This window comes from Xanthomonas prunicola (assembly GCF_002846205.1).
In the GTDB taxonomy this organism is placed as follows: Bacteria; Pseudomonadota; Gammaproteobacteria; order Xanthomonadales; family Xanthomonadaceae; genus Xanthomonas; species Xanthomonas prunicola.
The window spans coordinates 39563-63535 of sequence record NZ_PHKV01000004.1 but is presented as its reverse complement, the minus strand read 5'-3'; the positions used below and the strand labels follow the sequence as shown (position 1 = coordinate 63535).

23 protein-coding genes and 1 tRNA gene are annotated in these 23973 nt (G+C 64.1%); 7 read left to right on the top strand and 17 right to left on the bottom strand.

Translation table 11 applies throughout. The features are described 5' to 3' along the window. Positions 1 to 11 precede the first annotated feature (11 nt). Complete coding sequence (locus XpruCFBP8353_RS13765) at positions 12 to 290, top strand: oxidative damage protection protein (protein ID WP_101363734.1); 279 nt, start codon at positions 12 to 14, stop codon at positions 288 to 290. 396 nt (positions 291 to 686) lie between these two features. Here the strand turns inward: XpruCFBP8353_RS13765 and XpruCFBP8353_RS13760 are convergent, their stop codons facing one another. Both XpruCFBP8353_RS13760 and XpruCFBP8353_RS13755 read right to left on the bottom strand, forming a co-directional pair. Next, positions 687 to 2312 carry a hybrid sensor histidine kinase/response regulator gene (locus XpruCFBP8353_RS13760; RefSeq protein ID WP_101363733.1) on the bottom strand — a complete coding sequence of 542 codons (1626 nt, stop codon included), beginning with the start codon at positions 2310 to 2312 and terminating at the stop codon, positions 687 to 689. A gap of 133 nt (positions 2313 to 2445) precedes the next feature. Beyond that, positions 2446 to 2778, bottom strand: coding sequence for an SMR family transporter (locus tag XpruCFBP8353_RS13755; RefSeq protein ID WP_101363732.1), 333 nt, complete (start codon positions 2776 to 2778; stop codon positions 2446 to 2448). A 261-nt stretch (positions 2779 to 3039) separates the two neighbouring features. Here XpruCFBP8353_RS13755 and XpruCFBP8353_RS13750 point away from each other — a divergent pair, with 261 nt between their 5' ends. Beyond that, complete coding sequence (locus XpruCFBP8353_RS13750) at positions 3040 to 3714, top strand: class I SAM-dependent methyltransferase (RefSeq protein WP_101363731.1); 675 nt, start codon at positions 3040 to 3042, stop codon at positions 3712 to 3714. A gap of 16 nt (positions 3715 to 3730) precedes the next feature. Here XpruCFBP8353_RS13750 and XpruCFBP8353_RS13745 read toward each other — a convergent pair whose 3' ends face one another. From XpruCFBP8353_RS13745 to XpruCFBP8353_RS13730, 3 genes are all read right to left on the bottom strand, one after another. Next, positions 3731 to 4291: a hypothetical protein gene (locus XpruCFBP8353_RS13745; RefSeq protein WP_101363998.1), complete on the bottom strand. Its 561-nt coding sequence runs from the start codon at positions 4289 to 4291 to the stop codon at positions 3731 to 3733. Between the two features lie 636 nt (positions 4292 to 4927). After that, on the bottom strand, positions 4928 to 5203 hold the full coding sequence (locus tag XpruCFBP8353_RS13735; protein ID WP_101363997.1) for a hypothetical protein: 276 nt from the start codon (positions 5201 to 5203) through the stop codon (positions 4928 to 4930). A gap of 247 nt (positions 5204 to 5450) precedes the next feature. Further along, a tRNA-Phe gene (locus XpruCFBP8353_RS13730) sits at positions 5451 to 5526 on the bottom strand. A 181-nt stretch (positions 5527 to 5707) separates the two neighbouring features. On the opposite strand from XpruCFBP8353_RS13730, the gene XpruCFBP8353_RS13725 reads away from it, so the two are divergent. The 5 genes from XpruCFBP8353_RS13725 to dxs all read left to right on the top strand — a co-directional run bounded on the left by XpruCFBP8353_RS13725 (position 5708) and on the right by dxs (position 11943). Further along, a complete protein-coding gene (locus XpruCFBP8353_RS13725) occupies positions 5708 to 6244 on the top strand; it encodes a lipocalin family protein (RefSeq protein WP_101363729.1) in 537 nt (178 codons plus the stop codon). A gap of 115 nt (positions 6245 to 6359) precedes the next feature. Then, complete coding sequence (locus XpruCFBP8353_RS13720; protein ID WP_101363728.1) at positions 6360 to 6836, top strand: NDR1/HIN1-like protein; 477 nt, start codon at positions 6360 to 6362, stop codon at positions 6834 to 6836. A 38-nt stretch (positions 6837 to 6874) separates the two neighbouring features. After that, positions 6875 to 8668 (top strand): acyl-CoA dehydrogenase C-terminal domain-containing protein, encoded by a 1794-nt coding sequence (locus XpruCFBP8353_RS13715; protein WP_101363727.1) that lies wholly within the window; start codon positions 6875 to 6877, stop codon positions 8666 to 8668. Between the two features lie 273 nt (positions 8669 to 8941). After that, entirely contained in the window at positions 8942 to 9598 is a 657-nt protein-coding gene (locus tag XpruCFBP8353_RS13710) for an HNH endonuclease (protein WP_101363726.1), read from the top strand. Between the two features lie 431 nt (positions 9599 to 10029). Beyond that, a complete protein-coding gene (dxs, locus tag XpruCFBP8353_RS13705; protein WP_101363996.1) occupies positions 10030 to 11943 on the top strand; it encodes a 1-deoxy-D-xylulose-5-phosphate synthase in 1914 nt (637 codons plus the stop codon). A gap of 22 nt (positions 11944 to 11965) precedes the next feature. Here dxs and XpruCFBP8353_RS13700 read toward each other — a convergent pair whose 3' ends face one another. The 12 genes from XpruCFBP8353_RS13700 to XpruCFBP8353_RS13645 all read right to left on the bottom strand — a co-directional run bounded on the left by XpruCFBP8353_RS13700 (position 11966) and on the right by XpruCFBP8353_RS13645 (position 23966). After that, positions 11966 to 13237, bottom strand: a complete 1272-nt coding sequence (locus XpruCFBP8353_RS13700; protein ID WP_101363725.1) for a glycosyltransferase — start codon at positions 13235 to 13237, stop codon at positions 11966 to 11968. Then, positions 13227 to 13826, bottom strand: coding sequence for a hypothetical protein (locus tag XpruCFBP8353_RS13695; protein ID WP_101363724.1), 600 nt, complete (start codon positions 13824 to 13826; stop codon positions 13227 to 13229). Before XpruCFBP8353_RS13695 ends, XpruCFBP8353_RS13700 begins: the two co-directional genes overlap by 11 nt. Then, entirely contained in the window at positions 13816 to 14970 is a 1155-nt protein-coding gene (locus tag XpruCFBP8353_RS13690) for a glycosyltransferase family 2 protein (protein ID WP_101363723.1), read from the bottom strand. Before XpruCFBP8353_RS13690 ends, XpruCFBP8353_RS13695 begins: the two co-directional genes overlap by 11 nt. Continuing rightward, positions 14961 to 15920: an NAD-dependent epimerase/dehydratase family protein gene (locus XpruCFBP8353_RS13685; RefSeq protein ID WP_101363722.1), complete on the bottom strand. Its 960-nt coding sequence runs from the start codon at positions 15918 to 15920 to the stop codon at positions 14961 to 14963. Before XpruCFBP8353_RS13685 ends, XpruCFBP8353_RS13690 begins: the two co-directional genes overlap by 10 nt. After that, positions 15917 to 16765, bottom strand: a complete 849-nt coding sequence (locus XpruCFBP8353_RS13680; RefSeq protein WP_101363721.1) for an MBL fold metallo-hydrolase — start codon at positions 16763 to 16765, stop codon at positions 15917 to 15919. Before XpruCFBP8353_RS13680 ends, XpruCFBP8353_RS13685 begins: the two co-directional genes overlap by 4 nt. Beyond that, positions 16765 to 17796, bottom strand: a complete 1032-nt coding sequence (locus tag XpruCFBP8353_RS13675) for a ketoacyl-ACP synthase III (RefSeq protein ID WP_162301048.1) — start codon at positions 17794 to 17796, stop codon at positions 16765 to 16767. The genes XpruCFBP8353_RS13680 and XpruCFBP8353_RS13675 overlap by 1 nt, the downstream gene beginning before the upstream one ends. Positions 17797 to 17971: 175 nt before the next feature. Next, complete coding sequence (locus tag XpruCFBP8353_RS13670) at positions 17972 to 18997, bottom strand: TraB/GumN family protein (RefSeq protein WP_101363720.1); 1026 nt, start codon at positions 18995 to 18997, stop codon at positions 17972 to 17974. A gap of 89 nt (positions 18998 to 19086) precedes the next feature. After that, entirely contained in the window at positions 19087 to 19548 is a 462-nt protein-coding gene (locus tag XpruCFBP8353_RS13665) for a cupin domain-containing protein (RefSeq protein ID WP_101363719.1), read from the bottom strand. Positions 19549 to 19582: 34 nt separating this feature from the next. Continuing rightward, positions 19583 to 20377 (bottom strand): WecB/TagA/CpsF family glycosyltransferase, encoded by a 795-nt coding sequence (locus XpruCFBP8353_RS13660; protein WP_162301047.1) that lies wholly within the window; start codon positions 20375 to 20377, stop codon positions 19583 to 19585. A 4-nt stretch (positions 20378 to 20381) separates the two neighbouring features. Continuing rightward, positions 20382 to 21176, bottom strand: coding sequence for a polysaccharide pyruvyl transferase family protein (locus XpruCFBP8353_RS13655; RefSeq protein WP_101363718.1), 795 nt, complete (start codon positions 21174 to 21176; stop codon positions 20382 to 20384). Positions 21177 to 21215: 39 nt separating this feature from the next. Continuing rightward, the gene (locus tag XpruCFBP8353_RS13650; protein ID WP_101363717.1) at positions 21216 to 22412 is read right to left on the bottom strand and encodes a GumK N-terminal domain-containing glycosyltransferase; all 1197 of its coding nucleotides are present in this window, start codon (positions 22410 to 22412) and stop codon (positions 21216 to 21218) included. Positions 22413 to 22478: 66 nt separating this feature from the next. Continuing rightward, positions 22479 to 23966, bottom strand: coding sequence for a lipopolysaccharide biosynthesis protein (locus XpruCFBP8353_RS13645; protein ID WP_101363716.1), 1488 nt, complete (start codon positions 23964 to 23966; stop codon positions 22479 to 22481). Positions 23967 to 23973: the final 7 nt, after the last annotated feature.

The following is a 23973-nucleotide window of genomic DNA, read 5'->3' as shown; positions in this document are numbered from 1 at the left end:
AAGGAATTCGCATGTCCCGCACCGTGTTCTGCCAGTACCAGCAATGCGATACCGACGGCCTGGATTTCGTGCCGTATCCCGGCGAACTCGGCCAGCGCATCTTCGCGCAGATCGGCAAGAGCGCGTGGCAGGCATGGCTGGCGCACCAGACCATGCTGATCAACGAAAACCGGCTATCGCCGCGCGACCCCAAACATCGCGCCTTTCTCGAGGCCGAACTGCAGAAGTTCCTGTTCGAGCGCAATGCCGACAAACCTGATGGGTATGTGGCACCGCTTGGTGAGGAGTAGGTTGAAAACCAGGATTCGGGATTGAGGCGTTGGGATTCGCACAAACGGTTTCCCACTCCCCGGATACTCCTCTGCGCATATGAACTGATCGACGGACCTGCGACCTGTCGCGCGGATTACCTGCGAAGGTCAGGCCATCGAGAGACGTGTTCGACGTATCGGCGGCGCGCGCTGGCGTCGGCGGCTTTACCAACGGGCTGCGCACCGCATAGTTGATCCAGCGTGGCAGATGGGCAGCAGCCTCCATTGCTATGAGCTTCGATCAAGATTCTTCACTGCCTACCGCTGATCCATGCGCTGATCCGACGGACTAAAGAAGTCTCGAAATCCAGCACCAATCGCCCTGCGATGCCGCCTGCAACAGCGGCATCGCAGGGTGCAAGATGCAAGACGTCCTCAGCCTACGCCGGTCGGCCCGTCCAGCAACATGCGGATGCGCTTGAGCAATTCCTTTTGCGTGTAGGGCTTGTTGACCACGTCGAATTCCGCCCCGCCCACGTCGGTGCGCTGGATGCTGGCGTCGGCATAACCGGTCGTGAGCAACACCTTGATCCTGGGCAGCAGGCGGCGTGCTTCGCGCGCGAGCACCACGCCGTTCATGCCGCCGGGCATGATCAGGTCGGTGAACAGCGCATCCACGTCCGGATGTTGCTCGAGTAACTCGATCGCCTCACGCCCACTGGCTGCGGAGAGGATGCGGTAACCGGCGTTTTCCAGGAACATCCTGGCCACTACCGCCACGTCCTGTTTGTCTTCCACCACCAGGATGGTTTCGCTGCCGCCCTTGTCGATGGCACGGCTCTTGACGGCCTGCAGGTCGTTCTCGAACTCGTTGGATGCGGGGAAATACAGCCGCACCGTGGTGCCTTCGCCCACTTCGCTGTAGATGCGCACGGTGCCGCCGGACTGCTTGACGAAGCCGTACACCATCGACAGACCCAGTCCCGTGCCCTGGCCCTCGTCCTTGGTGGTAAAGAACGGCTCCATGACGCGGCTGGTCACCTCCGGCGGCATGCCCGAGCCAGTGTCGCTGACGGCAATGCTCACGTAGCGGCCCGGCGCCAACTGGTGGTGCATGGCCAGATCATGGCTGGTGATTTCCACGTTCTGGGTCTGCACGGTCACTTCCTTGCGCTCGCACTGCGCCATCGCATCGCGCGCATTGATCAGCACGTTCAACAGCGCCACTTCGGCCTGGGTGGTGTCGATCTGGCAGTTCCACAGCCCCTCTTCCAGCGACTGCCGCAGGCTGATGCCGCCCCCCAGCGTGCGCTCGGCCATGTTGTTCATGCCCGACACCAGGCCATTGAGATTGACCACCCGGCCCCGCAATTTCTGCTTGCGCGAAAACGCCAGCAATTGCTGGGTCAGGGTGGCCGCCTTGGCCGCGGCGGTTGCGGCATGTTCGGCGCTGAAGGCGATGCGTTCGGCATTCCTGGCGGCATCGCCGGAGACCATCATCTGGATCACTTCCAGATGCCCGGACATTACCTGCAGCAGATTGTTGAAATCGTGCGCGATGCCGCCGGTCAACTGCCCCAGCGCTTCCATCTTCTGCGCCTGGCGCAAGGCGTCCTCGGCATCGCGGCGACGGCTCACGTCCAGCTGCGAACCGAAGAAGTAGACCAGGTTGCCTTGCTCGTCGAACACCGGCGAGACGAACAGCGCGTTCCAGAACGACGAGCCATCCTTGCGGTAATTCAGCACCTCGGTGGCAAATTCGCGGCGTTGCTCGATGGACTCGCGCACGTCCTGCACGCTGGCCGGATCGGTCTCCGGACCCTGCAGGAAACGGCAGTTGTTGCCGATGATCTCCTCGGCCGAATACCCGGTCATCTCCAGGAACGCCCGGTTGGCGAACACGATCGGATTGTCGGGCAGGTGCGGGTCGGTGACCGTCATCGGCATCCGCGTGGTCTCCACCGCGGCAAAAAAGATATCCGAGCGATGCTTCTCCACAGGCAGGCTGCGAGATTCGCTGATGTGAGGTGCCCGTAGCTCTCCGTTACCGGGATCGTTCAAGTGATGTGCTCCGCGGGGCCATTCCCGTGGCCACAGTCTAGCTGGGCCAGGTGATGCGATTCGTCACATCCATCAGCCTTTTTCCCTACGGCCGGGCCCCCATTGCAACCCGGCGCGCGGTACGCGGCACGCGCTAATGCGGCGCCACCTTCGAAAACACGTTGATGACCACCGCACCGGCCACGATCAGCCCCATGCCCAGCAGCGCCGGCGCATCCAGCCGTTGTCCGTGCAAGGCCCAGGCCACCAGCGAAATCAACACGATGCCCGCGCCCGACCACATGGCGTAGGCGATTCCGACCGGGATCACGCGCAGCGTCATTGCCAGGAAATAGAACGAAATGCCGTAGCCCAGCACAGTGAGCAGCGATGGCCACATGCGCGTGAAGCCTTCGCTCGATTTGAGCGCCGCCGTGGCGGTGACCTCTGCGCAGATCGCGATTGCCAGAAATATCCAGTTCTTCATCGCCGCACCTTGCCCGTGGAATGCGGCGACCATAGTCACAGGCACCGGCTTGCATGCAAGTGCGTCGTTGTGAGCCGTCGCTTGCTGAAAGCGGGGTAATGAAGGCACGGCGGGCCAGCATTGGCAGGCAGGTGCATCGGTCGTTTTGCCGTAGCATGCACGGGCACCACGCAGCTCTTGCGCTTGACGGTCGGTTCCGGCTGTACCGGCGCGTGTTCTTTTCACGCCAGCGCCGTTGTCTGGCGACCATGCGATGTCGCCATGCCGGGCTATCAGACCCAGATCCACGAGTTGACCTTCGGGCAGCTGACCTACGTCATCCGCGCGCTGGCTGACAAGCAGCAGTACGCCGATCCCGATCAGACCGCTGCCGATGCCGGTATCTCATCGGCGCAATGGAGCTTGTTCGGCCAGGTCTGGCCCGCTGGCCAGTTGCTGGCTGAGGCCATGGCCACGCGCCCCATCGAAGGCAAGCGCATCCTCGAGCTCGGCTGCGGCCTGGGCCTGGCGAGTCTGGTGTTGCGCAGACGCGGCGCCGATGTGGTTGCCAGCGACTATCACCCGCTGGCGGAAGTCTTTCTGGCCTACAACGCTGCGCTCAATGCGCTGGCATCGGTGCCGTATCGCCGTCTCGACTGGGACGCCAGCGGGCCGAACATGGGCCAGTTCGACATGATCATCGCCAGCGACGTGCTCTACGAAACCCGCCACGCCACCATGCTGGCCAAGTTGATCCCAGAGCTGGCCAAGCCGTCTTGCGAGATCGTCGTCAGCGACCCCGGCCGCGGTAATGCCAATGCGCTGTCGCGCATGCTGGCCGACATCGGCTTTTCATTGATCGCCGGCGAACGCCAGGCCTCGGTGCAGGTGGCCAAGGCGCCGCGCCTGTTCGTCTACCGGCGCAACATGGACAACTGGTGGCCGGCAGGCGGCTGATCGCGCAGCTGCGTCATCACGACACGGGCGTGTAGGCCGACAGCAATACCGGCCGACGCGGGTCGGCGGCAATTTCCTTGTGCTCGCTCAGGCGCAGCGCATCAGCATCGGGCGTGTCCTGGGTGTTGATTTCCCACGCCTCGATCACGCGCTTGTGGAACACGAAGGCGCGGCGGCTGCGGTCGTAGCGAAAGGTGATGTAGTCGGTCCAATGCTGGCCGCACGCCACTCCGTTTTGCACGGTGAAATACGCACCCTTCGCGAACAGGCCCTGGTCGCTGTCCAGAAACGGATCGCACTGCCCGCCTTCGTCGGCCTTGAAGATCACCCGTGTGTTGCGTGCGGCTTCGACAAAACGACCGTCCGCGTCCGCAACCAGCACCAGCAACGTGCGCGGCGGCGCTGCTCGGCCATTGGCCCGCAGCGCATCTTCTGCGGAGGCGCGTAACGCGACGACATAATCCTGCCGGCCATCGCCGGTGAGATCTGCGCTGGCGACACGCATCACCGATTGCCCGGCAGGCAGTAATTTGACGGCACCCGCGGGCAACGTGGCGGCGGCAGCTGGCATCGCCATTGCCGTCGCGATGACCATCGCTGCTGCACACCAACCGCACCGTGTCGTCATTGCCATGTCCTGTCTGCATCGAGGCTGCCAGCATAGCGGGCCATGCCGGCGGTGACGCGTGGCATGCAGCGGCAAGAGGCAGAACGGCCTCTTCGACGCACGCCCGCAGCGCGTGCGCAGGAGTGCGCCAACATCCTGTTGGGCGCCTGCTACGGTGCCCAGATGCTTGGCGACCACGAAGAGCGTCTATGCGCTGCCCTTCAGCATCTAGGGCAGGCCCTTCGCCGTTTCCTGGTGCCGGGGTGCTGAAGATACAAAGCGCGCGGCTGCGCCAGTTCATGTGCTGCGCGACCGGCACTCGCTGGGCAGCATCATCTCGTTGACTGCTGCGCGCGAACGGAAGGCCGCGCCTGGCGACTTTGATCATGACTGCTACCGGATTCTGTGCAGAGGCCTGAACCGCATCCGCACAACGAGTGATTGCGATAGGCCATGCCCAAGATTGAAGGCGGCATTTCACTCACTGCGGCGCATGCAACGCGTCGCACGTCGCCACAGCAATTGCACGCTGCCTCCGCCCGCGCGGTCGTTGTGTTCCGCCGCCACACAACAAACGCAGTTCAGTCGCAAAACGCTCGCGAGTCCTCAACTGCGTTTCAGCGCGCAGCTGCGGTATTCCTTGGGGTCGAGAAACTCAGCCAGACAGGAGCCCACGCGCAGCGCCTGCTCGCGCGCGTCGCCACGGTACTCCCCCTGCCCTGCGCCCTCGATCGTGGCTACGGGCGCGGCGCGGTCGCGGTGGTAGACAAACGCGGTCGAGAGCCACTGCGTCGCGCCAGGCGCCTGGCTTTCCAGGGTCTCCACGCGAAATTCACCGCAGTAGCCGTGGATCAAGGTGCGTCGAAGTGTCTTGTGCGTCATGCGCACAGTATCGCCACGCGCATTTGAAGACGGCGTGGAAATCGATTGCATCGCGCGCATCACCGAACTATGCAGATGCCTAGCCATGCCAAACGGACACCCAAGTCTGCGTCCACGCGCGACTAGCCCAGCGTTGCCACCGCGCACATAACACGGGCAAATACACACCGTGGGTGCAATCGAGCGAGTCACAGGGAGCAACGGATCCGGTGATACCCGGGAAGCCTTGCGAACGAAGGCTTGGAAATGGTGGCCGAGGACGGAATCGAACCGCCGACACGGGGATTTTCAATCCCCTGCTCTACCAACTGAGCTACTCGGCCACTTAACCTGCAACACAATGCCTGCGTTGCGAGGACGCGCACTATAGCGAGCAGGCGCAGTTTGGGCAAGCGTTGCGGCCAACTTTGTTGCTGCCCGCTGTCGGCGCCGCGTTTCTTGCACCGGTTCACGCCGCGCGGCGGGGTGCATGACCTAGCCTGCATGCGTCCACCGGAGACTGTCATGCGCCTGCCCCGCCTGCTGTTGTCCTTCATCGCCCTAATGCCGCTGACAGCGTTTGCACAACAGCCGGTGCGTGCGGTGCCGCAGCTGGATATCTCGCGCTACGCCGGCCAGTGGCACGAGATTGCGCACCTGCCGGTGTCGTTCCAGAAGAAGTGCCGCAGCGACATTACCGCCAGCTACACCTTGCGCGACGATGGCTTGATCGGAGTGCGCAATGGCTGCCGCACCGCCGATGGCAGCCTGACCCAGGCCGACGGCGTGGCGCGCCCGGTCGAAGGCCAGCCGGGACAGTTACAGGTGCGCTTTGCGCCGGAATGGCTGGGTTGGTTACCGCTGGTGTGGGCCGACTATTGGGTCATCGCGCTCGACCCTGAGTATCAATGGGCAATGGTCGGCGAGCCGGATCGCAAATACCTGTGGATCCTGTCGCGCTCGCCACAGATGCAGCGCGCGCAGCTCGAACGGCTTAAGGCGCAGGCGACTGAAATGGGCTACGACCTATCACCGCTGATCGTGGCCGCGCCGTTGTTGTGAGGCTTGCCCACGACCTAGCCCGCTAAGCCGCCACCGACGCCGCGCGTGCTCAGAGGCAGCGACCGTACTGCGTAGTATTCTTGGCACCGCCTCATTCCGCCAAGGACCCGAGTACATGCGTCGTGCCTATCGCCTTCTTCTTGTGTCGCTGGCCTGCGGGCTGCTGCTGAGCGCCTGCGGCGGCGCGGTGCGTCGGGTGTCCGAGCCGGCCGCCAGCATTCAGCAACTGACCGTGCGTGCCGATGGCTCCTGGTCGGTGGACCTGCGGCTGCAGAACTACAGCAGCATTCCGATGCAGTTCGAACGCGTGGCGCTGGAAATCTCCGTGGAAGACCAACTGGCCGGCAAGCTCGACCAGGCAGTCGGCATGTCGATCGGCCCGGAAACCGCCGACGTGGTCACCGTCACCCTGCAACCGACCTCGCTGGGCCGCATCACCGTGGCCGATGTTCTGGCCGGCGGCCGCTCGTTTCCGTACACGCTCAAGGGCACGGTATGGGCTACTCCGCAGGACAAGAAACAACGCGAGTTCGCTGTGCAATCGCGCAACACGCTCAGCCCGGCCCCCGGCCTCAACGGCGTGCTGCGCTAACGCGCGCGCCTTCTGCACCCTCTTTGCAAGGATCCCGCATGAGCAGCTACAGCGCCCCACTGACCGACTTCCGCTTCGCCCTGCACGACGTGCTCGGCGCGCACGCCTTGTTCGCCAGGCTCGGCTACGCCGATGCCAGCACCGACATCATCGACGCCGTGCTCGAAGAAGCTGGCCGCTTTACCTCGCAGGTGCTGGCGCCACTTAACAGCGTAGGCGACGAGATCGGTTGCGCGTTCGACAAGAGCACCCGTGCGGTGACCACCCCGCCCGGCTTCCGCGCTGCCTACGACCAGTTCGTGGAAGGCGGCTGGAACGGCCTGACTGCCGAACCGCAATTCGGCGGCCAGGGCATGCCGCATACGCTGGGCGTGCCGCTGAGCGAAATGATCAATGCCGCCAACCTGGCCTGGGGCAACTTCCCGCTGCTGTCGCATGGTGCGATGGAAGCGCTGCGCCAGCACGGCGAAACCTGGCAGCAGGACGTGTTCCTCAAGCCGCTGATCGACGGCCGCTGGACCGGCACCATGTGCCTGACCGAGCCGCATTGCGGCACCGACTTGGGCCTGCTCAAGACCCGCGCCGAACCCAACACCGATGGCAGCTATGCCATCACCGGCACCAAGATCTTCATCACCGCCGGCGAGCACGACCTCACCGACAACATCGTGCACCTGGTGCTGGCCAAGCTGCCCGACGCGCCTGCCGGTGCCAAGGGCATTTCGCTGTTCGTCACCCCCAAGTTCAAGGTGGACCGCGACGGCACCGTGGGCGAGCGCAACGCACTGCACTGCGGCTCCATCGAGCACAAGATGGGCATCAAGGGCTCGGTGACCTGCGTGATGAACTTCGAAGGCGCACAAGGCTATCTGGTCGGCCAACCGCACAAGGGCCTGCAGGCCATGTTTACGATGATGAACACCGCGCGCCTGAGCGTGGGCCTGCAAGGCATCGGACTGTCCGAGCGCGCCTATCAGAACGCCCTGCGCTACACCCGCGAGCGCCTGCAATCGCGCGCGCTCAGCGGCGCCAAGTTCCCCGACAAGCCGGCCGACCCGATCATCGTGCACCCGGACGTGCGCCGCATGCTGCTGACCATCAAATCGCTGACCGAAGGCAGCCGCCTGCTGGCGCTGCACGCCGCCAGTCTGGTCGACGTGTCGCACCGCGGCGGCAGCGAACAGGAACGCGCCGATGCCGAGACCCTGGTGAGCTTTCTCACCCCGATCTCCAAGGCTTGCCAGACCGAATGGTCGATCGAGAACACCTACCACGCGCTGCAGTGCTTCGGCGGCCACGGCTACATCCGCGAATACGGCATGGAGCAGCTGGCCCGCGACGCGCGCATCACCACCATCTACGAAGGCACCACCGGCATCCAGGCGCTGGACCTGATCGGCCGCAAGACTGCCGCCAGCCAGGCCGCCGGGCTGAAGCTGTTCCTGGCCGATGTGGAAACCTTCGCCAATGCGCAGGACGGCAATGCGGCGCTGGCTGAGTTCATCAAGCCGCTGCGCGACAAGTGCAGCGAATGGGCGATGCTGACCCGCGATGTGCTCGATCGCGCCGCGCGCAATCCGGACGAACTCGGCGCTGCGAGCTACGACTACCTGTTTTATTCGGGCTACGTGGTGCTGGCGTATTGGTGGGCACGCAGCGTGGCTGCGGCCGATGCATCGGCGCATGGCGAGGACTTCAAGCGTGCCAAGCGCGAGACTGCGCGCTTCTACTTCGCCCGCATCCTGCCGCGCACGCTGACCCATGCCGCCACCATCCGCAGCGGCGCCGCACCGCTGATGACGCTGGAAGCGGAGTTGTTCGGCGAAGGCTGAGCCGCACCTGGACCGCTCTCTGTGAGCGACGAGCCTTGGCCTTGCAGGAGCGCGCTTGCGCGCGATCAGGCGTCATCGGCAACGCCTGATCGCGCGCAAGCGCGCTCCTGCAGAGCAGGCGAGGCGAGTCATGCGGGGCGATGGGCCGAATCGATGCCGGCCATGTGAGGGCGCCTGCTTTCAGCCGCGCCTTGGCCCCTCACACACGCTTCAGCGCCAGGTGTTCGCTGCGATACACAAACTGTCAACGATCGGGTATAAGCTGTTTTCCCGATGGAGACAGACACGCACGTTCGTGATGTGATCGTCCCCGGAGGCAGCGCTGCCCCGGACGCGGGCAGCGCTGTCGCTGCGATCCACCAACTCCCTACGCTTCGCCTACTGTCGCTCGATGCGCACGGCCGCGTGCTGGACTGGATCAACTGGCAAGACGCTGCCTGCCTGTACGCCCGCGATGCGGTGTCGTGGACGCTGGGCGAGCCCTGCATGCAAATCCACGGCGGCATCTCGCGGCTGACCGGCGAGCGCAGCACGCTGGAATTGCACCCCATCATCGCCGCACGCGGCCATGCCCGTTCGCGCGCGCTGGACCCGACCCCCACCCTCAGCAACACCGCCCTGTTCGCACGCGATTCGCAGTTGTGCATGTACTGCGGCCAGCATTTCAGTCGCCCGCAGCTAACCCGCGATCACGTCATGCCGGTTTCCAAGGGCGGACGCGACAGTTGGGAAAACGTGGTGACCGCCTGCTTCCAATGCAACTCGCGCAAGGCCAACCGTACTCCGCAACAAGCGCATATGCCGCTGCTGGCAGTGCCGTACCGGCCGAGCTGGATCGAGCATCTGATCCTGTCCAACCGCAACATCCTGTCCGATCAGATGGCATTCTTGCGCGCGCAACTGCCCAAACGCTCCAAGCTCTCGCTGTAGGCTGGCGAGCCACGCGTCGCGGGTCCTGGCTGGCAGCGGCGCGCACAATCTTCCAATAGCACCACGACATCCGCGGGTGGCGGAGCCTTGACGGTACGTGCCGTTGCCCCACTCGCAAAGCGTCGGTCCTGTCACCATGCGCCACATGTCCGAGACGACGCCACATCCGTCCAAGGGCGATCAACCACATGCCTTCCCTGATGCGTCGGCATTTCCGCCAGCCGACGCGCGCGGGCCAGTCGTGCGCCAGGCAAACACGCCGCAATCGGCACATCGCCCGGTGCGGCAGATTGCCGCAGGCGCTCGTGAGCGCCCCGCGCCCCAGGCGTGGCAGCGCGCGTGCCCATCACTTCCCGCCGACAGCTGAACCGGTTTGCTTGCCCGGCCTTCGCATGGGGAGGACAATACGGCTTCAGATTAATGACACGATGATGATCGACACCACCCGCTATCCGCGCCTGTCCCGCATCCAGACGCCCGACGACCTGCGCCGCTTCGACGAAGCCGAGCTGGCCGCGATCGCCGAAGAACTGCGTTCCTATCTGATCGAATCGGTGGGAAAGAGCGGCGGGCACTTCGCGGCCGGCCTGGGCGTGATCGAGCTCACCGTCGCCCTGCACTACCTGTACCAGACCCCGGTCGATCAGCTGGTGTGGGATGTCGGGCATCAGACCTACCCCCACAAGATCCTCACCGGCCGGCGCGACCAGATCCACACGGTCAAGCAGAAGGACGGCGTGGCGCCGTTTCCCAAGCGCGAAGAGAGCATCTACGACACCTTCGGCGTGGGTCATTCGTCGACCTCGATCTCGGCCGCGCTCGGCATGGCCATCGCCGCGCAGCGCAATGGCGACGACCGCAAGGTGGTCGCAGTCATCGGCGACGGCGCGATGACCGCCGGCATGGTCTACGAGGCGCTCAACCACGCCGGCGGCATGGACCCGGAACCGAACCTGCTGGTGATCCTCAACGACAACCGCATGTCGATCTCCGAAGCGGTGGGCGGGCTGACCAAGATGCTGGGCCGCGCCAGCGGTAGCCGCACGCTCAATGCCATCCGCGAAGGCGGCAAGAAGATCCTAGGCGACAAGAAGAACAACCCCACCGCGCGCTTCGTGCGACGCTGGGAAGAACACTGGAAAGGCATGTTCGTGCCCTCCACGCTGTTCGAGGAAATGGGCTTCCATTACACCGGCCCGATCGATGGCCACGACCTGCCCAGCCTGGTCGGTGCACTGAAGACCCTGCAAACGCTCAAGGGCCCGCAGCTGCTGCATGTCATCACCACCAAGGGCAAGGGCTACGAGCTCGCCGAAGGCGACCAGATCGGTTATCACGCGGTCGGCCCGTTCGACCCGAGCAAGGGCCTAGTCGCCAAGGCCGGCGCCAAGAAGCCGACCTATACCGATGTGTTTAGCGACTGGGTCTGCGACATGGCCGCTGCCGATCCGAAGCTGCTGGTGATCACCCCAGCGATGCGCGAAGGCTCGGGTCTGGTGCGTTTCAGCAAGGAATATCCGCAGCGCTATTTCGATGTGGCGATTGCGGAGCAGCATGCGGTGACGCTGGCCGCAGGCATGGCGACCCAGGGCGCCAAGCCAGTGGTGGCGATCTATTCCACCTTCCTGCAGCGCGGCTACGACCAGCTGGTGCACGACGTGGCAGTACAGCAGTTGGATGTGCTGTTTGCGATCGATCGCGGCGGCGTGGTCGGCCCGGATGGCGCGACCCATGCCGGCAATCTGGACCTGAGCTTCCTGCGCTGCGTGCCGCATATGGTGGTGATGGCGCCGGCCGATGAGGCCGAATGCCGTCAGATGCTGAGCACCGGCGTGCAGTACCAAGGCCCGGCGGCGGTGCGCTACCCACGCGGCACCGGCCCCGGCGCAGCATTGGACAGCTCGCTCTCCACCCTGCCGATCGGCAAGGCGCAGCTACGTCACGGCGGCACCCGTATCGCCCTGCTCGGCTTCGGCGCGACCGTGGATGCGGCTGAAGCAGTCGGCCGCGAACTGGGTCTGACGGTGGTCAACATGCGCTTCGTCAAGCCGCTCGACAAGGCGATGCTGCTGGAGCTGGCAAAGACCCACGCCGGCTTCGTCACCATCGAAGACAACGTGGTTGCCGGTGGCGCTGGTTCTGGCGTGTCGGAACTGCTCAATGCCGAAGCCGTTACCTTGCCGATGCTGCATCTGGGCCTGCCGGACAGCTTCCAGCACCATGCCAGCCGCGAAGACCTGCTTGCAGAGGCCGGTATCGACCAAGCCGGCATTCGCGCCGCCGTGCTCAAGCGCTGGCCGCAGCTCATGACCAGCCAGCCGCCCTTGAATGCGGCGGCTGGCTGAGAACGCCTGACAGATATCCGCGTTACGCGGTGCCGCTCGAAGTCGGCGGCACTGCGCCAGTCCGCGCAACCGCATCCACCAACTGCACGATGCGCGCCTGCGACTGGATCGTCTGTAGCTCGGCCTGCAAGTGGCGCACGCCCAATGGCACCTCATCAGCGCTGAGCGCCTCGCGCAACAGCACCGGCAAGCCGTCCAGATCGCGCAACCACCAGGCAGCGCCTGCCACCTGCAGGCGAGCAGCGTGGTCGAACTGGTCGTAATCCAGCGGGTAGACAATCGCTGGCAATCCTGCGGCCAGGCAGGCATACAGAATGCCTGCACCACCGTGGTGAATCACCAGTGCGTAGCGCTGCAAGTGTTGCGCGTAATCCACGTACGGTAGCCGCTGATAATTGCCCTGTCCTGGCTGCAGCGGCGCTGCGGTGTCGCCATCGCTGAAATGAAAGATCACCTCGGGGAACTGCGGCGCCAGCGCACGCAACACGCCATCCATGCGCTGCTTGACCCATTGCAGATGCGTGCCCAGCGTCACCAGCACATGCCGGCGACCGGCGACGAAGTTGGGCGCGCTCACCGAGCAGGGCGGCGTGCAGAGTTGTGGGCCGACGAAGCGCACTGGCGCAGGCCAACACTGTGCTAGCTCGAACGATGGCACGCCCAAGGCCAGGATGCAGTGCGGCGAATACACCGCCTCACTGCGATCGCTGCGATAAATGGCCGGCAGCCCGCAGGCGCGCATCTGGCGCCGATAGCAGAAGTGCAAGGTCCGTTTGAAGCCGCGCGTGAGCCGGCGCGCCACTGCATGCCAGATCCGCTGCAACGGCGTGGTCGCAGGCAGCAATCCACCGAAGTACACCGGTGGCCCGTCAGTGTTTTCGATCACGCACGGCGACGGCATGCTGGTCCACCACGCGATACCCATCGTCTGTGCGACCAGTCCTGCACTGGGCAAGGTGAAGTCGACGATCACCAGATCGGGCCGCCGCGCGCGCCAGCGCTGTTGTAGCGCTTGCCCGAGCTGCGCCATCAGACCGAGCGCGCTGTGTAGCTGCCGACGCAGACGCAAGGGGTTATGGCCCACGGCATGCGGCGGGTTGGCGATGGACAGCAGCACGTGATCGGCCTGCGCATCCAGCACACTGTCAGCGGTGAGCCCACACGCACGAATGCGCGCCTGCGCGGCCGGCGTGCTGATGACGCGCACGTCATGCTGCGCCGCAAGCTGCTGCGCAATCGCCAGGATGGGATGCAGATGGCCGCTGTACGGTGGTGCGATCAGATCAATCCGCATGCGTTGTGTCCCATCGCGCCCGTTCGAGTTGGGTAAGAAAGCGCTGGCAATCGGCAAGCACCTCGGCGTGGCGCAGGTACGCCATGTGCCCGCATGCAGGCTTCAGATCCACCCGCCCACCGAACAGCGCGCGCGAGATCCAGTCGCCACGCCCTTGCACGACGCGCAGCTGGCCGAACGCTGAGGGCGCATGACACACCGGGCCGTATGCAAAAACGGCCAAGCGTGCGCGCAGCGCATCCGGCAACTGCAAGGCGCTCAACAACTGCAGCCCGCAACTACCGGCAAGAAGCAGTGTCATCGGCGCCTGTTCGAGCAACGCATGCACACGCGCGCGATCGGTATCTGCGACACGGGCGTTGCGGGCCGCAAGATACTGCCGCGCATTGGCCACGCTGGCCCGCCACAGCGGCGTGCGCCGATGCGGCGCGCTGTTGCGGCGGTACGGATAATTGCAATCCACCAGCTGCCGGCCTTTGTCCTGCAGCTGCCGCAGAAACGCCACCTGCTCCGCACTCAAAGCGCAACGTGACGGATCGCTTTGTCCGGTGAGGAAGGCGATCTGCAGCGGGCCTGGCTCACCCCGCACGGAAGCACCCGTTGGACAACACGCGATAACGCCGCGTGCGCCAGCGAATCGTGCGCACCAGCGCTGCGTGCAGCAGATGCAGCGGCTGCAGACATTCGGCAACGATCGAAAGCAACACGCAGTGGCGCATTGCGCCGGACACGCGCCATTGCACACCGCACAGCAGCAGCGCGCGTACCAGCAAGACGATCGACAACGAGAGTGCGGCCGGCCAGCTGTACTGCATGCAAGCGCAAATCAGCATGGCCAGCAGGAGCACCGGCGGCAGCCCCTGCAACACGCCGATGGCGCTGCGCACGCCCAGGCGCTGACGGCGCAGCAGGATCGATGCGAACAGCATCCAGCGATGCATCTGGCGCACATACGCAGGCAAATCCGGTATCGCGGTGCGCATCGCCACCGGCGCGGTGGATTGCCAGAGTCGCCCGCCCCGCTCGCGCACCAGGGTGGCGAACGCCAGATCGTCGGTCAGCTGCTCCAGCAGTGCAGTAAAACCGCCCCAGCTGCGAAGTCGCTCGGTACGCACGGCGTAGCACATGCCGTTGAGGGTCAACGGCGCTGCGAACGGTAGCCAGCCCAGATACGTCAGCGCGGCATTGTTATTGACGAACTGTGCCAACAAGCGACCCGCCACCGTGGCGCTGTCGCAGTAATACGGCAATGCGGTGACCACATCGGCATGGGTCAGATCACACAACAGCTGCGATAGCGCGCGGCTGCTGAGATGCGCATCGTCGTCGAGAATCAGGCTGACAGGCGCATTGATGTGCGGCAATGCGTAATCGAGTTTCCACGCCTTGGGATTGATGCCGGCAGGCGCCGGAGGCACCTGCACGCGTGCGATCTGCAGCTGCGGATGCTGCGCGATCACCGCATCGGCAGCGGCGTTTCCCGGACCATCGTCTGCGTCCAGCAACCAGATGAAGTGCGCCTGCGGCAATGCCTGCACGTTGGCAGTGAGCACCTCTTGCAGATGCGCGTCGCCACCAAGAATGGGCTGCAGAATCGCCACGTCTGCCGGTGTTGCAACGGCAATGGGCGCTGGTCTAATGCGTTCGCCACGCATGACCCACAGCACGGCCACCGTTTTGACCAACAGCACGGCCAGATACAGCACGGCCAGGGTCGGAACGATCAGGTCCATTGCGCTGCCTGCCAGCGCACGAAGGCCTCCACGCCCTCGTCCAGACTGACACTGGGCGGGCCGAGATCGGCAAGCGTGCGGCGTGGGTCGAAGGTCTTGGAATAGGCGAACACGCCTACGCCGAAGCGAGTGATCGGCGGTTCGCCACGCAGATGCAGCACGCGATACACCGCCTCCACCACGCTGGCCATGCGCAGCGCGGTGCTGATCCGCACTTCGCGCTGCGGCAACGGCAGCTGCAGGCGCGTCAACACATCCAGCAATAGCTGCTGCAGATCCACCGGCTGCGCATTGGTGAGGTTGTAGGCCGGCTGCAGCTGCGGCGCGGTGGCCGCGCGGTACAGGTAATCGCACAGCGCATCGATATAGATCAGGTCACCGATCACCGGCTGGGTCTGGCCGACGAACCGTGGCAACACGCCCTTGCGTGCCGCGGCGATCACGCGCGGGAAGAGCACCGTGTCGCCGGGCCCGAACACGGCACGCGGGCGCAAGACGCTCTTTTCCCCGGGGTAGTCATCGAGCAGGGTTTCGCCAAGATATTTGGTTTCTGCGTATGTATTGACGAACGCCGGACCGATCGGGCTGTCTTCGTCCAGATCGTACTGATGCGCTTCGCGATAGAACACCGAGCTGGACGACACATACAGCAGGCGTGGGCAGCCGTTGCGTTTGCAAAAATCGATGACATTGGCGGTGGCTTGCACGTTGTGCAGCTGGAACTGCCCACGCGTGCCCCACGGCGATGCCAGCGCAGCCGCATGAATCACCACATCCGGTCGCCAATCGAGTGAAAACGGTTGGCTCAGATCGATGCGGTGGTAGTTGGGCATATCGCTGGCGCGGCGGCCGATGCCGTGAATCTCGACACCCGGAAGTTCCTGAAAGCGCCGCAGGAACGAACCACCGACAAAGCCGGACGCGCCGGTCACGAGAATGCGCAGACTCATCGCCACTCCGGTTGATAACGGTCAAGGCTGGGTTGACAGTGCGACGGCAGGATCGCCAGCTCCGGATGCGCCTGCGACAACGTGTGCAAGTGATGCACGGTGCGCTGGAATGCGTGCCAATCGTGCATCAGCAGACGTGTGGGCCAAGCCGGCCATTGCAGCGTTGCCCAGGTGGCCGACGACCATACCGCGTCCGCACACAACAACACCTCGCGGTCGTGCTGATCGCGTACCAACAGCCCCATTTGGCCGGGTACGTGCCCGGGTAACGGCACCGCGAGCACGCTGCCGTCTGCGAACAGATCGTAGGCCGGGCCGAGCGTCTGCCAAGCTCCGCTCAACACACGCTGCGGTGCCTGGTCGGCAAACTGCAGCCGTTGGTCGAAGTCGTCGGGTAGCAACTGCGGTAGCAAGGCGCGACGCAATCCGCCTACGCGCGAACAGCTGCGCAACTGCTGATAGTCCGCGCGCAGGCAGATAAAGCGGGCGTTCGGCAGATCGCGCAGACCGCCGACATGGTCGGCATGGAAATGCGAGATCAGGCACCAGGCAATTTCATCCAGCGCCACGCCGCGCTTGGTCAGCTGTGCGCCCAGGGTCTGGTGGGTGGGCAAGCGCACTGGCGTGGTCCAGCGATACAGACGCTCCGGCCAGGGATCGGTGGCGCGGAAAAAATGCGCGGCATAACCGGTGTCGTAGAGCAGCGCGCCACGCTGCGGATGCCGGATCAACACGCTCAATGCCGGGAATTCCACCGCATGCCAATGGCCATCGGCACGCACCATGCGTTCGCAATGGCGACAGTGGCCGACCCGCAGCAGCTCGAGCGACAGGCGCACCGGCATCAGTAGCGCAACACCATGCCGCCGATGGCGAGCCCGGCGCCGGTGCCGAGCAACGCCACCAGATCGCCGCGCTGCAGGCCGAGTTCGACACGTGCGTGATGCAACGCATGCGGCAACGAAGCGGCGACCTGATTACCCGTGCGTTGCAGGATGCGCACCACCTGATCGGGGCGCAGTTCCAAGGTCTGCACCACATGATCCAGACCGCCACCGGAGGCCTGGTGCGGGACCAGGCAACGCAAGGCTGCAGTGGTGGTGCCGGCCTCGTGCAGCAGCTGTTCCCAGAACGCCGGCAGATGCCGCGCGGCGAAACGGTAGGCCCGCCGTCCGTCCATGCAGAACACGCGCGAGGCATCGGGCGCACTGTCTTCGCCATGCGGATACCGCGTACCGCCCCCGCGAATGCGGCACAGCTCCGCGCCACTGCCATAACTTGCCAGGCGGCTGGAAAGCAGCGCCGAGCCTTGCTCTGCATCGCTGTGTCCGACCACCACCGCAGCTGCGCCATCGCCGAACAAGCCGGCCGTGGCCGGCGTCGCCGCATCCAGTCCGGCCGATGCGACCTCGCTGGAGACGATCAGCACGCGTCGGTAACGGCCAAGCGTCAATGCGTTAGCCGCCATATCCAGTGCCACCAGAAAACTCAGGCAGGTGGCATTGACATCGAAGGCGGGAATGCCGGAATCGCCGAGGCCGAGCGCGCGTTGGATCAATACCGCTTGGCACGGGATCGGCTGCTCCATGACGCTGCAGGCGGAGATCAGGCAATCGATCTGACTGGCGTCCAGACCGGCGCTGTCCAAGGCCTGTTGTGCCGCGGCTGCGCCCATCGACGATGCGGTCTCGCCCTCGCCCACGTAATGGCGCGTTTCCACGCCCAGACGCACGAACGTGGTACCCGCCGGCAACTGCCAGCGCGCGTCCAATTGGTGCGAGGTCACTTCCGTCGCCGGAAGATGGCACCCGGTGCCCAGAATGCGCAGCGGCAATGCGTTCAACGCGGAACTCTCGAGACAGAAGGCGCGCAGCATACCGTGGCGGCATCGGCAGACCTAACCCGGCGCCTTGTATGCCAATGCCCCACCCAGAGTGCATGCCATCGACGCGTGCCCGACGCGCAGCGGCCGCATGATGCAACGACCGACCTGTGCCTGCGTCTGTGCTCGCGCTCGGCAGGACGCGCCAGACGCAATTACCGAAACCGGCTCAAGGCGCTTCCACCTCATAGCCCAGCGCCTGCAGTCGTGCCAGATAGCCATCCGGCGCGGTCAGCCGGCTGATCGACAGCACCGCGAAGGTGCTGCGATGACGTTGCAGGGCGGCGGTGGCGATGGTGAGCCAATGGTCGCGCATGCGCCGTTCCAGATCGTCGATGCCACGCTTCTTCGCGGCACCGGAGCTAGCCACCGCACTCATACAGGCGGCCTGCGGGTCTTCGCGCGGAAGCTGACGCAAGGCCTCGAGATCGCCCACCGACCAGGCATTGGCACGCTCCACTATCGTGGGCAGATCGCGTTCCACCGTCACCAGAATGCGGCGGAAACATTCGATGTCGTTCATGCCACCAGCACGGAATTCCTTGAGCGCCTGGCGCGGGTCCGCGATCTTGTAGTCAAGCGCCGTGGACGTCGGCTTGATGCCTGCGCGCTTGGCAGCACGCTCCACGACCGACCAGATCACTGGCGAGCGGGCCAGGCCCGAGCGCTTCAGCGCCGCCTGATACAGCTCACCGGCGGCCAGCATCGGGCGCTTGCGCTCGACGCCGCGGTCGCTGCCGAGATAGCGGGCTTTGGCCACGCTCCAGCGCGCATACAGATCGGGCGGCAGCACCTCGCGCAGTTCGCGGCCATCCTCGTTCTTCATTGCCTTCATCGCCGATGGCAACAACGTCAGCCTGCCGAAGAACCCCAGGCCGACATCGAGCTCTATGGTCGGCGCCATCAATACCTGTTGGGATTGGCCGATGATGGTCTCCACTTCGGTCGATTGCCATTGCAGACGTTTGGGCAGCGGCGACTGCGTGCCCAGTATCCACAACACGTGGTCGCCCTTGCTGACCTTCCACAAGCCCGGTCCGGGCTGCACGCCGCGCACGACCATCGCCTCCAGATCCACCACCGGCGGTGGCACAGTCTTCGGTGGCACAGTCTTCGGTGGCACAGTCTCGCCGGCGGTCGCCAACAGCGACACCAGCATCAAGCCCATGCCCCATCCCGCTGCCTTGCGTTGCATTACGTGTGGCCCCCTGTTTGAGGTGGACAGTACGCGAAGCCGCCAGCGGACGCGTTAGGGAAGCGTTCGACCGGACTCGTCGTCGACGGCTAGCGTGGAAGCAGCGTTGCCAGGTACGCGGCCAGCGGCGAGCCCTCGTCAAGCAGCGCGAAGCCTTCCCACACAAAGCCCGGCGACACCGTGCAGCCCACCAGGGTGAAGTCACCGAGCGAGCGTGCCGCTTGCCAGCAGCCCGCGGGCACCACATGCATCGGCTCGCCACGCTCGGCGGCATCCACGATCACACGCTGCAATTGCTCGCTGGAAGCGTCGTAGATCAGCAATTCCAGCGCATCGCCGTGCTGCCAATGCCACGTCTCTTCGGCATCCACACGGTGCCATGCGCTGCATTCGCCTGCACTCAGCAGAAAGCGGATGGCGGTCAACGCGGGGCGCGTCTGGCTGCGGTCGGTGATGTGGCGTGCGGAGGCATACACGCGGCGATAGTGCCCGCCTTCCGGATGCGGGGCGAGGTCCAGCGAGCGGATCAGGGCGGCAGCGGTCGGATGCATACCTGCATGCTAGGCCAGACACGCCACTGCTGCATCAGGGCAGCTGTTTGCCCGCGCGCAAGCAGGTGCGGAAGAACACCAGCAGATCCCAGCTATAGCGCTTGAGCAAACGGCGTGGCTCGTTGAGCAGCCGATAAATCCATTCCATATGCAGGCGCCGCACCCACCCGGGCGCACGCTTGGCGGTACCCGACAAGAAATCGAGCAACGCACCCACACCGAAGACCAGCGGCACGCTCAGCGCGTGGCTGTGATCCAGGATCCAGCGCTCTTGCAGCGGGTTGCCGAACGCCACCAGCAACACATCGGCACCGGAACGATTGATGCGCTCTGCCAGTCCCTCGCCTGCCGCCGCGAATTCGCCGTAGCCATCGCACATGCCGACCACCTGCTGCCCTAATGTCCCGGTCAGCGTGGCTGCAGCGGTCTTGCCGACCCCGGGACGACCACCCAGCAAAAAGAATTTGAGCGGCTGCGCGCTTTCACGGCACAGATACGGAATCAGGTCGGTGCCATTGAGGTTGCCGGCGAAACGGCGGCCGTGGATCAGCCGCGCGGCCAGATCCATGCCGATCCCATCGTTGACGATGCGTACGCCAGACTCGCGCATGCGCACGCGCAGCGCCTGGCACTGCACGATGAAATTGGTATTGGCGAAGAACACACGACGCGGCTGACGGGCTGCCAACGCATGGAACAGATCCAACGCGAAAGCTTCCTGCGTGGTGGACAACACCGGAAAGCCACCTAGCGGAATCACCACACCGGGTGGCGTGGTCCCGCTGGCGATTCCCGTTATTTCTACATCCACGCGCTGGCCCTGCATCATCGAATCACCAAAGGTCGTAAGGGAATGCAGCCAACAAACCGGCCTGCAGTTTTTCCAAATCGAAATCGCCGTTGCCGCCCAACTGCAGACACTCCTCCACGCTATTACCGGAATGCCACTGCATGCGTCCGGTGCCGTTGTAGTAGTCGTCGTACTTGAAGCGATCTTCGCCGTTTCCCCAGTCCAGATACACCGCGGGGATTCCATAGGCTTCGGCAAGGATCAGGCCATGCAAGGAGCTACTGATCACCAATTCGGCGCCAAGCAGTGCGCTCATGAAGGTCGCAGGCTTGACGTTGGGAAACACCAAGTGGTCCTTGTACGCACTGTACTTTTCGATCGGCTCGTTGAAGTGCGGAACGATGGCAAAGGGCCGCTTGTTGATCGGGCCGAGCGCGTCGGCCGGGAAGAACATCGGCGTCAGCAGCCCGGGGTCGCCATACACTTCCGGCACCGCGATGCCGCGATCGAGCAGAAACGTACGCGTCTTCGGCCCACGCACTGCGCGCACGTCGAGCGTGCTGAACGTGTTGCGTTCGGCGGGAATCTTGCCATTGATGCCACTGCCCCAGACGGTGTCACCGTCTTTGGCGAAATGCAGCACCGAGCCGATCGCGATCAGCTTCTTGCTCAGATCCTGCTTTTCGATCAGCGTCTTGTCCTGCAAGGACAGCACGCAGGAGACGATCACCTTGGATAGGTGATCTCCCATATTCACGCCAGCGTTCTTGGGCTGCCACCAGAACAGTGCACGACGTTCTGCATGTTCTATCCATTTCTGGAGCAAGGCGTTGGCCATAACGTATGAATCTCCTAAAAAGAAAAGATGTGCGCCGCATCAATGCGAGAGCGCAGCCTCCGACGAGGCATGCACCGCTGCGCTTTGCTGTGGATACAAACGGGTTTCCGGATACGCACTGGGATTGAGCACGCGATCGGTGGTGTCGGACCAATTCAGGCACTGGCGATAACGTACGCGCGGTGCTTCCAAGGCGCGGCCAATGGCCGCAATGACAGAATCAGGGTTGCCTGGAGTGTAGCCGAAACGCGATTGATACGGCCCGACCACGGCATTCGGACACACTGCAGGCAAGCCGAAGAAGTCGTATTGCAACAACTTCATCGAACTATCAGCCAAGTACACCGGCACCTGCTCGGACGCGTACGGCGCAATCCCAAAACGCGCGTGTTTGATGTAGCCAATCGTCTCGGCATGCTTCATCTCGCCATAGACCAGCACGTTATCGCCATAGCCCGGATGCCGGCCCATGCCCGAGCCGATCACGTGAAACGTCACCTGCGGAAAGGCCTTGCTGGCAACCACGAAGAACTCCGGGTCGAACAACATCGAACCGACCGCAACCGCATGGATACCCTCGCCGTACGGCGACGGGTCGCCAAGCTGATCCAGGTTGTGATCCACCCCATGGCCCACGTGATACACGTTGTCGCGGCTGGCGATTTCTTCCGCCATTGCCGGCGATACCAATGCAATCACATCGAGCGTGGGCGCGACGCGGTCGAACTCGCGTTCGATGTAGGACGCAACATTGATCGTGCTCAGCCCGTCAGACGCGCGATAGACCAGCTTCGCTGCCGGATTGACGCGCTTGGCCAGCTCGATGAAAGCGACCGCAATGCCGCTTTCAAACACGATCACATCCGACTCGCGCATCCAGTCGAGCAACTGGCGCGGCGGGTGCGCGGCGTACCAGCGGAACATCGCATCCTCGACCGACCGCAGCCACGGACGGCGCGTATTGAACGGATGCACCGTCGTCCGCCACAGGTAGCAATCGACGCCCTTATGCGAGACAACTGTGTTTGCAGTCTCGTCGAGCGGCAACCGCATATCACCCTTCATGCGCGATAACCGGCTGTAACGCAGCGAGAAGAACCGCGTGGTTCCGCGCAGCGCCAGTTGATCGGTGATGAAATGGATATTGGCGCGTCGCGGTGTGCGGTAATCGTGGGCGGACAAGACCAGATAGCAAGGCCGGCGGATGCCGGAAGCGGCGGCGGGTGTGTCGCTCATGGGCCGTGTCCTATGAATGAGTGAGAGAAAGCATGACTGATTGCAGGCGAAGACGATGTCGACTCATTAACGCGCCTTGGCCTGCGTCAGCAGCTTGCGGATGTTGACGATGGCAATCACATCGCGACGGAATGCAGGCCAGATCGCCAGCGCAAGCAGGCAAACCGCAAGCATCGCCAGTGCGCCAACGGCCAGCTGCTCCCAGAGCGGACCGCCAACCGTGATGGATGCGTAATACGCACATCCGCCCGCAATGCCGTAAGCGGCCATGGCGCGCATCGCATTGGTGAAGAGAGCTCCGACCGGCGCATCGGAAATCTTGCCGATCCATATCAGCGACAGCGGCCAGGTCAGCAACAAACCAAACGAATAGCCGATCGCCACGCCCATCGCGCCCCACCGCGAGCCGACGAAGATGCAGGCGATCAGCAGGATGCGGCTGACCAGCGAATACACCAGCTGCGCGCGCATCAATCCCCGCGCAAGGAACACCCAGTACGTCGCATAGGCCGCCGTCTGGAAGATACCGCCCAGTGTCAGCACTTGGAACAGCGGCACGGCCTCGCGCCACTGCTCGCCCAGCACCAGCACGATCAACGGCATCGCCAGTGCGCAAGCGAACGCGAACAGCGCAAAGATCAGATGCACCATCACGGTCTGTCCGCGCAGCAGGAACGCGCTGAAGCGTTCGCGGTCGTCCTGCAGCTGCGACAACACCGGCAATGCCACACTGGTGGCTGGCGCATTGATCTGGTTCAACGGCATCATCAACAACTGGAATGCGCGGTTGTACAAGCCCAGCGCGTCCGGCCCGGTCCGCCACCCGATGATCACCTGCCCCACGTTGCGACTGGCATAGCCCAGCAACTGCGCAGCCATCAGGTTCCAGCCGAAATTCATAAAATCGCGCATCGGTGCCGAACGCTGATAGCCACCCGGCAACCAGCGTGCGCAACTTGCGGCGATGACAAAATTGACGATGGCCTGCACCACCTGCTGTACCACCAGCGCCCAGTAGCCCCAGCCCAGTAGCGCAGCAGCAACCGCTGCGCCGAGGCCGAGTACCTGCGACCCCACGTCACTGAGCGCCACCTGCCCGAAGCGCAGCCCACGGCTCAGGTGCGCGCGGTACTGCGTGGTCATGCCATTGATCAGGAAGGTGACCGCCAGTGCCTGGGAAATCGTCACCAAGGCCGGCTCTTTGTAGAAGTTCGCAATCAGATGCGCCGACGCGAACACCACCAACGACAGCAGCAAACCGATACCGCTGTTGATCCAGAACAGGTTATCGCGTTGCTCGCGGCTGACATGCTTGGCTTGCACCGCCGCTGCCGACAGGCCGAAATCGCGCAGGATCTCGGCAGCGCCCACAATCGCGGTGACCATCGCCATCAGACCGTAGTCGTAAGGCGTCAGCAATCGCGCCAACAGAATGATGCCGCCGAACTGCACCACCATCTTGGCCGACTGGCCAAGCATGGTCACCGCTGCGCCGCCGGCAGCGCGCGACCCCAGGCTGCGTTGCGGCGGCGGCGGTGGCGTGGGAGATGTCATCGGAGGT